General features: G+C 33.1%; 13 protein-coding genes. 10 read left to right on the top strand and 3 right to left on the bottom strand.

Annotated elements, in window-relative coordinates:
* Window positions 1–120: 120 nt before the first annotated feature.
* Window positions 121–2,328, bottom strand: a complete 2,208-nt coding sequence (locus ACJ6WR_RS11805; protein ID WP_409417908.1) for a TonB-dependent receptor — start codon at window positions 2,326–2,328, stop codon at window positions 121–123.
* A gap of 208 nt (window positions 2,329–2,536) precedes the next feature.
* A complete protein-coding gene (locus tag ACJ6WR_RS11800; protein WP_409417907.1) occupies window positions 2,537–2,881 on the bottom strand; it encodes a hypothetical protein in 345 nt (114 codons plus the stop codon).
* Window positions 2,882–3,258: 377 nt separating this feature from the next.
* Between ACJ6WR_RS11800 and ACJ6WR_RS11795 the strand changes: the two genes are divergently transcribed.
* On the top strand, window positions 3,259–4,011 hold the full coding sequence (locus tag ACJ6WR_RS11795) for a porin family protein (RefSeq protein ID WP_409417906.1): 753 nt from the start codon (window positions 3,259–3,261) through the stop codon (window positions 4,009–4,011).
* On the opposite strand, the gene ACJ6WR_RS11790 is transcribed toward ACJ6WR_RS11795, so the two are convergent.
* The gene (locus ACJ6WR_RS11790; RefSeq protein ID WP_409417905.1) at window positions 4,006–4,614 is read right to left on the bottom strand and encodes a hypothetical protein; all 609 of its coding nucleotides are present in this window, start codon (window positions 4,612–4,614) and stop codon (window positions 4,006–4,008) included. The two genes, ACJ6WR_RS11795 and ACJ6WR_RS11790, sit on opposite strands and share 6 nt — an antisense overlap.
* A gap of 387 nt (window positions 4,615–5,001) precedes the next feature.
* Between ACJ6WR_RS11790 and ACJ6WR_RS11785 the strand changes: the two genes are divergently transcribed.
* The 9 genes from ACJ6WR_RS11785 (at window position 5,002) to ACJ6WR_RS11745 (ending at window position 12,470) form a co-directional block, all read left to right on the top strand.
* Entirely contained in the window at window positions 5,002–7,473 is a 2,472-nt protein-coding gene (locus ACJ6WR_RS11785) for a bifunctional UDP-N-acetylmuramoyl-tripeptide:D-alanyl-D-alanine ligase/alanine racemase (RefSeq protein WP_323490220.1), read from the top strand.
* A gap of 75 nt (window positions 7,474–7,548) precedes the next feature.
* A complete protein-coding gene (mscL, locus tag ACJ6WR_RS11780) occupies window positions 7,549–7,962 on the top strand; it encodes a large conductance mechanosensitive channel protein MscL (protein ID WP_039113747.1) in 414 nt (137 codons plus the stop codon).
* 164 nt (window positions 7,963–8,126) lie between these two features.
* Window positions 8,127–9,116 carry an aspartate-semialdehyde dehydrogenase gene (locus ACJ6WR_RS11775; protein WP_039113746.1) on the top strand — a complete coding sequence of 330 codons (990 nt, stop codon included), beginning with the start codon at window positions 8,127–8,129 and terminating at the stop codon, window positions 9,114–9,116.
* Between the two features lie 122 nt (window positions 9,117–9,238).
* A complete protein-coding gene (locus ACJ6WR_RS11770) occupies window positions 9,239–9,760 on the top strand; it encodes an SMI1/KNR4 family protein (protein WP_409417904.1) in 522 nt (173 codons plus the stop codon).
* Between the two features lie 23 nt (window positions 9,761–9,783).
* Window positions 9,784–10,248 carry a DUF4265 domain-containing protein gene (locus tag ACJ6WR_RS11765; protein WP_409417903.1) on the top strand — a complete coding sequence of 155 codons (465 nt, stop codon included), beginning with the start codon at window positions 9,784–9,786 and terminating at the stop codon, window positions 10,246–10,248.
* Between the two features lie 24 nt (window positions 10,249–10,272).
* On the top strand, window positions 10,273–10,944 hold the full coding sequence (locus ACJ6WR_RS11760) for a DUF2625 domain-containing protein (protein ID WP_409417902.1): 672 nt from the start codon (window positions 10,273–10,275) through the stop codon (window positions 10,942–10,944).
* Between the two features lie 49 nt (window positions 10,945–10,993).
* Window positions 10,994–11,494 carry a hypothetical protein gene (locus ACJ6WR_RS11755; RefSeq protein ID WP_409417901.1) on the top strand — a complete coding sequence of 167 codons (501 nt, stop codon included), beginning with the start codon at window positions 10,994–10,996 and terminating at the stop codon, window positions 11,492–11,494.
* A 40-nt stretch (window positions 11,495–11,534) separates the two neighbouring features.
* A complete protein-coding gene (locus ACJ6WR_RS11750; protein ID WP_409417900.1) occupies window positions 11,535–11,897 on the top strand; it encodes a hypothetical protein in 363 nt (120 codons plus the stop codon).
* A gap of 36 nt (window positions 11,898–11,933) precedes the next feature.
* Window positions 11,934–12,470, top strand: a complete 537-nt coding sequence (locus tag ACJ6WR_RS11745) for an N-acetyltransferase family protein (protein WP_409417899.1) — start codon at window positions 11,934–11,936, stop codon at window positions 12,468–12,470.
* Window positions 12,471–12,565 lie beyond the last annotated feature (95 nt).

Genomic DNA, 12,565 nt, shown 5'->3' with positions numbered 1-12,565 from the left:
TTTTTCATTGTTATAATATTACTGTTTAAAACAAAAATAGTTATTTTTTCATTGGTATTGTTATAAAAAGCGCCAACTACATCGTTGGCGCTTTTAGAGCTTTTTTTAATACTGATTCTTCTACAAATTAAAGTTTACTCCTAAAACTACGTTGCGTCCTATGTTAGGAATTCCATCTGTTTTTAATCGGGATAAATGCGCGATGTACTTTTTATCGAATAAGTTGTTTCCGTTTATATTTACATCAAAAGCCGTTTTACCCAACTTTACTGTACCTCCAAATCCTAAGTTAAGTAGCGAATATCCTTTTGAAGCTGTTTCGAAACCACTTACATTGTCCTGATTAAAAGTGGAACTTACATTTAAAGTAGCAAATCCGTCTTGGAACCAGTTATTAATTTTAAACTCTGTTCTTATCGTATTGTTCCAGTTGTTAGCAGGAATTAATGGCAAGTAATCTCCATTTTCTTTTTTACCTGTTACGGTTTCAAAACTAGTTTCAAAATGCAACCAATCTAATGGATGTGGATGAAAGTGTAATCCGATTTCTCCACCATATAATTTGGCATTATCCTGAACATAAGCAAACACATCATTCTCGTCTAAAACATCTCCTGTAGGCGAAGTATAAATGTAGTTGTTTACGTGATTATAAAACCCGTTTACAAAGAACTCAAAATGACTGTTTTTATATTCTAAGTTTAAATCCGTTTGAACGTTTTGTTCTGTCTTTAAAGCACTATTTCCTATTTCGTAGCGGTTTGTTCCTTCATGTACTCCGTTTGATGTTAGTTCTGCCAAGTTTGGTGCTCTAAATCCCGAAGCAACATTTAAACGCATTGTCAAGTTATCGGCAAGATTAGTTTTGTAACCCAACGATGCATTAAAACTATCAAACGATCTGTCTAATGCCTGGAAATATCCTTCTTCTCCCTCAACTCCATGCGCGATTGAAGTTACATTACGGTTATCAAAACGCAAACCTGCTTGCAATACATTACTTTTCCACTCATAATTTGCCGTTCCAAAAACTCCGAAATCATTTGTTGTTGCATCTGGAATTAAATATTCTTCTCCCGAATTTGCATTGGTTTGGTGCATTCCCTGAACACCTACAATAGTTTCGATTTTACCCATTTTAGGCAAATGGTATTTGGCATTGTAATTAAATGTTTTCAGTTTCATGTGTAATGAAGCTTCATTACTATCCTCAAACTCGCTTCGGTCATTTGTGATATAACCTAAATCAACATCTAGTTTTGAATTCTGAAAAAAGAAAACATTGTTTAAACTCAACAAATGATTAAATACTCCTTGTCTGGGAAACTCTGTATTTTTGCTTGTTGTTTGTTCTCCAAATCCTTCTTCTGGCATACCTAAATCCAGCTTGTTATAGTTGTAACGCAAAACACTCGAGAAACTAGAATTACTATATCCTATTCCGGTTTTAAAGTCAGTTTCGTTATAACGGGTATTTGTTACACGGTCACTATCTCCTGCTTGGTAATCAGAATGTGAATTGAAACTTCCGCGAGCCAAGAATTTCCAATTTTCTGTAGATGTTTTTAATCCGATAGAAGAATTACTTCCTTGTGTATTGGTGAAATACTTCTGACTGAAATTAGCCTTAAAATCTCCTGCATCGGCAAATTTTTCTGGGTTAAAATATAAAACTCCTCCTAAAGCATCTGAACCATATAATAAAGATGCTGGTCCTTTTATAACCTCAACACTCTCTACTCCTGCATCATTTAATCCTAAACCATGCTCATCTCCAAATTGTTGGTTTTCTAATCGTACTCCTTGCGAATATACCAAAACACGATTTCCGCTTAATCCACGAATTACGGGTTTACCGATAGATGTTCCTGTAGAAATTTGAGAAACTCCCGGTATTGTCGCCAATCCTTCTATTAATGTCGAAGTCCCTTTTTGTTGTAATGTTTTAATCGTTTCATGTTCCACTTTCATTACATTTTGCGATTGCAATTTGCTAAAAGCGGTTGATACAATTACCTCATCCATTTCAAAAGCTGCTTGCGAAAGCAAGATATCGAGTGTATTTTCTTTTAGTAATTTTTCGATATTTTTATTTTGAGTTGTAAAACCTACAAACGTAAATGCGATACGTAATCCTCCATTCGGAAGATTATTCAACGTATATTTTCCGTTTTCGTCAGTTGTAGTTCCTTTATGCAATTCGGGAGCATAAACCGAAACTCCCGGAACTGGTTGATTTTGTAAATCGGTTACGGTTCCAGAAACTGTATTTTGGGCATTAATCAAGCCCGAAAACCCTAAAATTAGGGCAATTATTATTTTTTTCATTGAAAATGATGCTATAGTTAGATTATTTCTTCCTTTAAAAACAATCCAAAAAACAACGTATAAATACGCTCAATAACTCCAATAACTATCAGAATTAGTAAACCATTTTTACTATTTTGAATTGTATAAATAAAGATTGTTTTTGATTTTAAAGAAAACCAAAACAGGGTAAAACGTTGTATTCCGAAACTATTCGGATACTAAAAATCTAAACTATGGGCGGACCTCGAAGTGAGTACAGACTTCCGGAAAATGAAATTGCTGTTTCCGAAAAGGTAAAGAAATAAGGGATTTCATCATGAAAAACAGGCAACTGAAAAGTGAATTTTTCAGGTGTAATATAACTGCTTATCGCAAAATGACATACATAGCAATAATCGAAATTATGATGCTGATGCGTTATTTCGGTATTTGTTACGTTATACTCGTGATGACATTGTTTTTTTGAAAACTCTTGTACAATATGCTCATAACTATGGAATGACTGAAACAGCATTGAGAACAATACCGTCATCGTCAAAGAAATACTTATTATGAGTTGTTTTCTTTTCATGCCCTGCAAAGGTATAAAAAACATATAAGCGAAATGAAATCTGCAGGAGAAGAATTATTTAACCGCAAAGGTCGCAGTTCCGAAATTTCGAGATGAAATTGCTTCGCCTGTTCGCACTTTCAGGCTCAGGTCGTAGCTTATTTTCATTGTTTCACGCAGATTTTACAGATTTAGGCAAATCTAAGCCGATTTAATTAGTGAAAAATCTGTGCAGATCTGCTCAAATCTTTTTAGATCTGCGTGAAACAAGAATTTGCGAATTCGCGACAACATTTTTAAAATCCATTTAATCCCTAAAATCTGTGGCAAAAAAATTAACCACAGTCAAACCACAACTGAAACACTCAATATCTTATATTTGTAAAGTGAATATCAAAATGCAAAAACTACCTATACTCTTGGAACAATCATTAAAACCAAAATCCAAAATGCGATTATTTTTTAGTTGTTTATTTTTAGTATCGTTTCTGAATGTCTTTTCTCAGGAAGAGAAAGCTCCTGCTACAGAAACTCCAAAAGTAAAAATTGATTCTCTGTATCGAGAAGATCAGTTTTATTTTGCAATTACCTATAATGCATTAGCAAATGCTCCAGAAGGATTGTCGCAAAAGAAATTTTCGGCAGGACTTAATTTCGGTTTTTTAAGAGATATGCCTATTAATAAAAATCGTAACGTATCTATCGCCACAGGTTTAGGATTTAGCTATAAAAATTACTTTCAAAATCTTGCCATAACTGGTACAAATGACGCTCCTGTTTATAATGTTGTAAATTACTCTGATGTTAACACAAACAAATTCACTCAGTATTTAATCGATTTACCGATTGAGTTTAGATGGCGAACTTCTACTTTTGAGAGTTATAAATTTTGGAGAATTTACGGTGGTGTAAAATTTAGTTATCTTTTATTCGATCGCTCTGTTTACAAAGATTCTGAGCAAAAAGTGGTCATTAAAAACAATAAAGATTTCGAAAAAATACAATACGGAGTTTATATTTCATCTGGTTTCAACACTTGGAATATATATGCTTATTACGGTTTAAACTCTTTGTTTAAATCGGCAAAAACGCCTACGGAAGATATCGATATGCGTACAATGAACATTGGTTTGATTTTCTATGTTCTATAACCAAAAAAACACAAACATTAGTTGAGGAATTATTCCTATCACTAATCCTATAATGAGTTCTTTATTGGTATGTGCATTCATTTCAAGACGGGATGAAGCCACAAAACCATTCATTAAAATAAAGAAAGCAACCCAATACATCATATTTGGCACTTGAAGGTGTCGGTACAAACTAATTGCAAAAATGGTTAATCCGCTTATGGCAATCATGTGCAAGCTGGCTTTTATTTTGCAAAAAGATAAAATCAACGCAATTATTGTACTAAATAATGCGCCTAAAAAAAAGAAATGCAACTCTGGATAACGCATAATTACCACGCTGCGTTTTACTAACAAAATGATTAAAAAACAATGAAGCACCAACGGAATCTTACGTTGTGAGGTTTCATTAATCATAATCGAATCGACATTTCCTGTAGAACGAAGCAGCAAGAAAAACAACATAGGAACAAAAACCGTGATAATTAATATCTGAAAAAGAATAAAGATTTTCTCCTCATTTACAAATATATCTCCTTTAAAGAAAAGGTAAAACATACTCGCATATATCGAAATAAATAATGGATGAAATACATAAGAAAATATCGGAAGAATCTTTTTCAACGGCTTGGATTTATTGTCTTGAACAAATATAAAAAAATATATGACTTTGTATAAAATGCTCAAAATTTTAACAGCAACTAAAAAGGGAACGCGGATGACGCGGATTTACTAAAGTAAAGACGCAATCCCGAAGCGTCGGGACGGATTTTTTAAAATAGTTACAATAAAAAATCCGTTTTATCCGTGTTTTCGCCTTGGCGAATCCGCGTCATCCGCGTTCCCTTTTCCAGACAATCTTTTATAATTTTAAGAAAATATTAAAAACTCTTTTTTACCTTTAATGTTTCAAACAGCAATATGTTTTTCTAACTCATCACAATTGCTATTTCACATTTTGCATAAAACATTTTACACAAAAACATCCAACATAAAATACCTCACAATATAATGCCTGTAAATCTTAAAAGTCTAATTCAAATACTTCATGCCAAATGGATTGGAGGAAATTCAGATATCAATATCGACCATATTTCTATCGATAGTCGCTCTTTACAAAACGGACCTAAAACTTTATTTTTTGCTTTAAGCGGACCTAACAATAATGCTCACGATTACATTCCGGATTTAATAGAGAAAGGCGTTCATAATTTTGTAGTAACACAAATTCCCGAAAACTATACACAAAGAGCCAATTATATAGTTGTCGAAAATTCATTGTCGGCTTTGCAGGCAGTTGCAGGTTATTATCGCGGTCTTTTCCATTTCCCTATTATCGGATTGACCGGAAGTAATGGTAAAACGATAGTAAAGGAATGGCTTAATTTCTTGCTAAGTCCTGACCACAACATTATAAGAAGTCCAAAAAGTTACAACTCACAGGTTGGCGTTCCGCTTTCGGTTATTGCAATAAATGAAAAACATAATCTGGGGATTTTTGAAGCAGGGATTTCAACGGTTTCTGAAATGGATAAACTAGAAAAAATCATCAAACCTACTATCGGGCTTCTTACCAATATAGGTTCGGCACATGATGAAGGTTTCTTAAATCTTGTACAAAAGATAGATGAGAAACTACTTTTGTTTAAAGAAACTCCTGTAATTATTTATCAGAAAACTGAGGTTGTTCATTCTTGTTTAACTCAATTTGCTGCCGAATATCTGCTCGATTCCAGGAAGTTATTTTCTTGGAGTTTTACCGATAAAAATGCCGATGTTTTAGTTTCTACAAAAGAAACTCATGACGAGAATACACGAATTCGATATGAATACAAGGATGAATTAAACGAATTTACCATTCCGTTTCAGGATGATGCTTCGATAGAAAATGCTATTTCTTGCCTAATGGTTTTGTTGTATTTAAAATACGATTCGGCTACAATCCAGAACCGCATGCATTTATTGTATCCCGTAGAAATGCGTTTGGAAGTAAAAAACGGAATCAACAACTGTAGCATAATCGATGATAGTTATAGTTCGGATTTTCAATCACTAAAAATCGCATTAGACTTTTTAGAAAGTCAAAATAAATTCAAAAAGAAAACCGTGATTTTGTCGGATATTCTTCAAAGCGGGTTTACTAATGATGAATTATATTCGAAAGTGGCTCAACTTATCGAGTCTAATAAAATAAGTCGTGTTATTGGTATTGGCTCGACCATTTCGGCTTATAAAGATAAATTTACCAATTGTATTACATTCCCTAATACAGCCGAATTTATTGCACATTATGAATCTTTGGATTTTGAAAATGAAACCATTCTTATAAAAGGAGCACGATCGTTTCAATTTGAAGAAATTGTCGCATTACTCGAAGAGAAAACTCATGAAACGATTCTTGAAATTAACCTCAACGCTATTGGTCATAATCTTAATTTCTTTAAATCTAAAATAAATCCAAACACCAAAATGATGGTGATGGTAAAAGCATATAGTTATGGTAATGGCGGACTAGAAATAGCCAAATTGCTTGAACATCATAAGGTAGATTATTTGGGTGTGGCTTTCGCCGATGAAGGAATCTCGCTTAAAAACGGCGGTATCAAATTACCTATTATGGTGCTTAATCCCGAAACCACCACTTTTTCGGCTATTATTCAGCATCAATTAGAACCTGAAATTTATAGTTTAAAAGGATTGAATGCTTTTTTGAAAATTGCAAAGGAGAAGAAACTACACCATTTTCCGATTCATATAAAACTAGATACCGGCATGCATCGATTGGGTTTTGAAGACAATACCCTCGATGAATTAATCGCTACTCTAAAAGGAAATACAAACGTTGAGGTAAAAAGTGTTTTATCGCATTTGGCAACAAGTGATGAACAGAAACATTTTGGTTTTGTTCTTTCTCAAATTGATTTATTCGAAAAACTATCTTCTAAATTAGTAAAGGAATTAGACATTAACCCAATTCGTCATATCCTGAATACATCCGGAATTAGTAATTTTCCGCAAGCACAATACAATATGGTGCGTTTAGGGATTGGTTTATATGGAGTTTCTAATGATCCCGCAGAACAAAAATACCTGGAAAACGTAAGCACATTAAAATCAATAATTTCGCAAGTAAGAACTATTCCTGCTGATGACAGCGTAGGTTACGGACGTCGTTTTATGGCCGAAAAAGAAACCCGAATCGCTACAATACCAATTGGCTATGCTGATGGTATTGCCAGACTTTGGGGTAACGGAGTAGGTTTTGTAACTATCAAAAATCAAAAGGCTCGAATAGTAGGAAACATTTGTATGGATATGCTTATGGTCGATGTAAGTGCTATTGACTGTAAGGAAGGTGATGATGTAATTATCTTTGGCGAAAGCCCAACTGTTATAGAAATGGCACAAGAATTACGTACGATTCCGTATGAAATCCTAACCAGTATTTCGCAACGGGTTAAACGTGTGTTTTTCCGTCAGTAAATTAGTACTATTTATTTTATAGAATTATTATTATCTTTGAATACTTAAATTAATAACAAATAAAAAAGAACGAGTATGGGATTTTTTGCAGATTTTAAAGCTTCTTTATTGAAAGGTGATGTACTTAGTTTAGCTACTGCTGTAGTTATTGGTGGTGCATTTGGAAAAATTGTTGGTTCTGCTGTAGATGATATTATTATGCCAATTGTTGGTCTACTTACTGGTGGAATAGATTTTACTCAAAAATTTATTACTCTGGATGGAAATTCTTATACAACTTTAGCTGCTGCTAAAACCGCTGGTGCTGCTGTAATTACTTACGGAAATCTGGTTCAAGCAATAATTAATTTTGTAATTATATCATTTTTTGTTTTTATAGTTTTAAGAGCTGCTGAAAAAGCAAAGAAAAAAGATGTTGCTCCTGCTGCACCAGCTGGACCAACTCAAGAAGAATTACTTACACAAATTAGAGATTTATTAAAAAAATAATCCGCTACACTATTGTCTAACTAAACCGTTCAAAATCTGAACGGTTTTTCTTTTTTGTTGCAAATGTAACATTTTGTTATTTTTTGTGAACCCGCTTGTTTTCAACTTCATTATACCTATTTTTGCACTTCAAATAACAAACATTCACAATAAAAAATATAAAAATGAGAATAGCGATTGTAGGCGCTACCGGTATGGTTGGCGAAGTAATGCTAAAAGTGTTGGCAGAAAGAAATTTCCCTGTTACAGAATTAATTTTGGTTGCATCTGAGAAATCAGTTGGAAAGCAAATCGAATATAAAGGAACTAATTATACGGTAGTTGGATTACAAACTGCTGTAGATCTTAAAGCAGATATTGCTATTTTCTCTGCTGGTGGAGAAACTTCACTAGAATGGGCACCAAAATTTGCAGCAGCAGGAACTACAGTTATCGATAACTCATCGGCTTGGAGAATGGACCCTACAAAAAAATTGATAGTTCCAGAAATCAATGCTTCTACTTTAACTAAAGAAGATAAAATTATAGCAAACCCAAACTGTTCGACTATACAAATGGTCTTAACATTGGCTCCTTTGCACAAAAAATACGACATTAAAAGAATCGTTGTTTCTACTTACCAATCTATCACTGGAACTGGAGTAAAAGCTGTGAAACAATTAGAGAATGAATACGCTGGTGTAAAAGGCGAAATGGTTTACAAATACCCTATTCACAGAAATGCGATTCCACATTGCGATAGCTTTGAGGAAAACGGTTACACCAAAGAAGAAATGAAATTGGTTCGTGAAACACAAAAAATTCTAGGTGATAACACTATCGCTGTAACAGCAACTGCGGTTCGTGTTCCTGTTGTTGGTGGTCATAGCGAAGCGGTAAACGTTGAGTTTACAAATGATTTTGATGTAAATGAAGTACGCGAAATTTTACATCATACTGATGGTGTTGTTGTTCAGGATAACCTAGACACATTTACATACCCAATGCCTCTTTATGCAGAAGGTAAAAATGATGTTTTTGTAGGTCGTATTCGTCGTGACGAAAGCCAACCAAATACTCTAAATATGTGGATTGTTGCCGATAACCTAAGAAAAGGTGCTGCGACTAATACAATCCAGATTGCTGAATATCTTGTAGCTGCAAAACTGGTTTAAAACCTAAAATTATATCTTAACAAAAGCCGTAATCACGATTTGTGACTACGGCTTTTTCTATTAGAAAACATTATTCTCAACAATAAAAAAGCCATATCTTAGCTATAATAAATAAAAAACACATGAACTTCGAGAATTATAAAATAATCCCAAACTATAACACAAACAAAACCGACTTGTTTCTTGCCGAAGAAGAGGATATTGAAGCTTGCGAACAAACACTTAACATCTCTTTTGATGATGATTATAAAGAATATGTTCTAACGTACGGAAGCGGAATTCTTGGCGGAACGTATGTAAGGATATATCTTCCCGAAACAATTGTCATGACTATGGCTGAGTGGAAAAGTCGAATTACCGAATATTGGTTTTGGGATGAAGGAAAAGATGTCCTGACGAAAGAGGAAGTTTTATCCCGAGACTTCGGGACCGTAAGAATTGGAGATACGTTTGATGGGGATGAAATTATTCTGTATAAAAGTGAATATTACATTTTGCCAAGAAATAGCGAAATGATATACAAAGCAGGAAAAACGCTCGAAGAAACGATAACTTGGTTGTGCTCGTCAGGAATTTTGACCGAAGCATTTACCGAAAGAGAATTTGAACCTTTTGACCCAAGCGAATGGGGAGATAAATTATAATAAAACAATAGCATTTAAATAAAATGGCAGAAGAACAAGACAAATATGTCAAAATACTTTTTAGATTTTTCAGTGAAATCCTTAACGAATCAGCTGTAGAAACTATATGGGCAACAGTAATCAATGCCGAAAAAGGATTATACAAACTAGATAACATTCCGTTTTACGCTCCCGTTTCTTGCGAAGATGTAGTACTCGCAGAGTTTGATGAGAATGAACAAAAATTAACCTACAGACAAACAATAGAGCATTCAGGAAATTCGACTATTCAGGTTGTAGTATTAGATAAAACTATTTCTACAGATGACATCCGTATGCTATTTAACCATTTAGGTTGTGAATCTGAAAAGTTTAATGAGGGATATTTTGTAATGGAAGTTTTATCGACCGTAAAATACGAACCAATCCGAGAAAAACTAAATGAGTTACAAAATGATGGTATTATAGATTATGCCGAGCCAAATTTATCTAATAATCATTGGTATTAGCGTTGGGGAAATGAGAATAGTAAAATGAGAAACGTCGAAGAATTAATAAATAAAGAAGATCCTGGTTGGCCAATTGTAACAGAATGGATTAATGATGCCAAAAACAAGATCGAGATCCTAACCGTTGATAATGCAAAAGCAAAAGATGCATTATATAAAACACAAGTTACTACACGTTCGCCAATGGGTGCTATTATTTTCAGCACTGGTGGAATATTAGTTGATAATGGCTGGATTAGAATCCTTGGCTCAGGAAGTGATAAACTAAATCGTTCATTACCCGATTGGAATATTGGGAAATTCACAGAAGAGTTTGGAGAAAATCCAAGATTATTATTAATTGCTGATGATGCTATTGGTGGCTTTTTCATTTTAAATGGAGGTGATTTAGGAAGTGATTTGGGGAATATATATTATTTCGCTCCAGACACTCTAGAATACGAACCACTAGAAATAACATATAGTGAGTTTTTATCCTTTTGCTTTAATAATGATTTGGATGAATTTTATAGAAATCAAAGGTGGGAAAACTGGAAAACTGAAGTTTCTAAATTAGACGGAAATAAGGTTTTCAATTTCGTTCCATTTCTTTGGAGTAAAGAAGGCAAAGACATAAACAAGAATAGCCGTAAGGAAATTCCAGTTGAAGAACAGTTCCGTTTTAATATTGAAATGAAAAAGCAATTGACGGAATAAAAATCAGAGTAAAATCTAACGGAATTTATCTAAAATCATTGATAATAAAATGAAAAAAACATTCACCATTTTTGCTTTTTTATTATTCATTTTATGTTATTCACAGGATGTAAAAACTAATAGAGAATCAATTAAATTAGAACTAATCGCTGATGCTGAGAATAATTATTCTATGCAAGTTCCCAATTCTCCCTATTTTGTAAAAGAGAAGATTCTTCAGATATATCCTTCTGAAAAATTATATATAGAAACAGTGATAAAAAACGATTCTATTTATTCAATGGAAGTGGTTAATAAAAATGTAAATCCAAAAAGGACAATCGAAATCGAGTTTTCACAAAACGTAACTGATAGAACAAATAAGCAAATGTTATTAAAAGTTACAAATCCATTTGATAAGAAACTTAACTATAATGCACTTATGTATATTGTAGGACATGACAAATGGATACCTACAAGTATAATTCCGATTCTACCTAATTTAGTTAATTATGAAACTTGGCAAGATACAATCATAACATTAGTATTAGAAAATTGGCGTTTTGAATAGCTTATAAACTTATAGTATATTTTAAATTAAACCTCAAACTATGGGAATACTTGACAGACTATTTGGAAAATCTGAGCCTAAAAATCCAGAGGATGAATATCTGATAACAACAACAGAAGAATTCATAAAAGTAGAACATCCGAGAAGGGAAACTGAAACCATTTTATGGAAAGATATTGAGGCAATAAAATTGATAAATACAGATGAAGGTCCTTTTGCACCAGATATTTGGTTGGTATTAATTGGTAAAGATTCTGGGTGTTTAATTCCTCAAGGTTCAAAAGGATTCGAAACAGTTTACAATATCGTATCAGAATACGAAAATTTCAATTTTGAAAATTTTATAGAATCAATGTCTTGTACTGATAATGCAGAATTCCTGCTTTGGAAAAAAGAGGAATAAACCATAATTTAGTAGAAACTTATTTATTACCAATCCATGGAATCTATTATACTCGAAAAAGTAACAATCGCAGATATTGAAAAACTGCAAAACATCGGGAGGCAAACTTTTTTAGAAACTTTTTCATTGCCTAATACTGAGGAAAATATGAACAATTATTTGTCCAGTAGTTTTGCCTTTGATAAACTTAAAAAAGAAATTGAAAATCCAGATTCTAAATTCTTCTTTGCAGTATTGAATAATGAAGTTATTGGATATTTAAAGGTGAATTCTGGAAAAGCACAAACAGAATTAGGAGATAATAATGCCTTAGAAATAGAACGCATTTATGTTTCAAAAGAATTCTTAGGTAAAAAGGTCGGGCAACTTTTATATGACAAAGCGTTACAAATTGCCAAAGAAAAAAACGTAGGTTATGTATGGCTTGGCGTTTGGGAAGAAAACCATAGAGCATTAGCTTTTTATAAAAAAAATGGCTTTGTCGAATTTGACAAACACATTTTTAAATTAGGAAATGACCCTCAAACGGATATAATGATGAAGCTGAATATTGATTTTTCTGCCACAGATTAAATGTATTAAAAGGATTTTAAAAAGCTTTGCGACCTTTGCGTAAACCCTTGTGTCCTTTGCGGTTATTTTTTTCACAGATAAAACAAACACACAAA

The sequence above is a fragment of the Flavobacterium sp. PS2 genome, assembly GCF_046250155.1.
GTDB lineage: Bacteria > Bacteroidota > Bacteroidia > Flavobacteriales > Flavobacteriaceae > Flavobacterium.
This window is presented reverse-complemented; position numbering and strand designations above follow the sequence as displayed.

Excerpts from the sequence above, each read along its gene's own strand:
- ACJ6WR_RS11800 (WP_409417907.1), bottom strand. The coding sequence starts at position 2,881 with ATGAAAAGAAAACAACTCATAATAAGTATTTCTTTGACGATGACGGTA.
- ACJ6WR_RS11805 (WP_409417908.1), bottom strand. The coding sequence starts at position 2,328 with ATGAAAAAAATAATAATTGCCCTAATTTTAGGGTTTTCGGGCTTGATT.
- ACJ6WR_RS11745 (WP_409417899.1), top strand. The coding sequence starts at position 11,934 with ATGGAATCTATTATACTCGAAAAAGTAACAATCGCAGATATTGAAAAA.
- ACJ6WR_RS11755 (WP_409417901.1), top strand. The coding sequence starts at position 10,994 with ATGAAAAAAACATTCACCATTTTTGCTTTTTTATTATTCATTTTATGT.
- mscL (WP_039113747.1), top strand. The coding sequence starts at position 7,549 with ATGGGATTTTTTGCAGATTTTAAAGCTTCTTTATTGAAAGGTGATGTA.
- ACJ6WR_RS11750 (WP_409417900.1), top strand. The coding sequence starts at position 11,535 with ATGGGAATACTTGACAGACTATTTGGAAAATCTGAGCCTAAAAATCCA.
- ACJ6WR_RS11760 (WP_409417902.1), top strand. The coding sequence starts at position 10,273 with ATGAGAAACGTCGAAGAATTAATAAATAAAGAAGATCCTGGTTGGCCA.
- ACJ6WR_RS11775 (WP_039113746.1), top strand. The coding sequence starts at position 8,127 with ATGAGAATAGCGATTGTAGGCGCTACCGGTATGGTTGGCGAAGTAATG.
- ACJ6WR_RS11795 (WP_409417906.1), top strand. The coding sequence starts at position 3,259 with ATGCAAAAACTACCTATACTCTTGGAACAATCATTAAAACCAAAATCC.
- ACJ6WR_RS11765 (WP_409417903.1), top strand. The coding sequence starts at position 9,784 with ATGGCAGAAGAACAAGACAAATATGTCAAAATACTTTTTAGATTTTTC.
- ACJ6WR_RS11785 (WP_323490220.1), top strand. The coding sequence starts at position 5,002 with ATGCCTGTAAATCTTAAAAGTCTAATTCAAATACTTCATGCCAAATGG.
- ACJ6WR_RS11770 (WP_409417904.1), top strand. The coding sequence starts at position 9,239 with ATGAACTTCGAGAATTATAAAATAATCCCAAACTATAACACAAACAAA.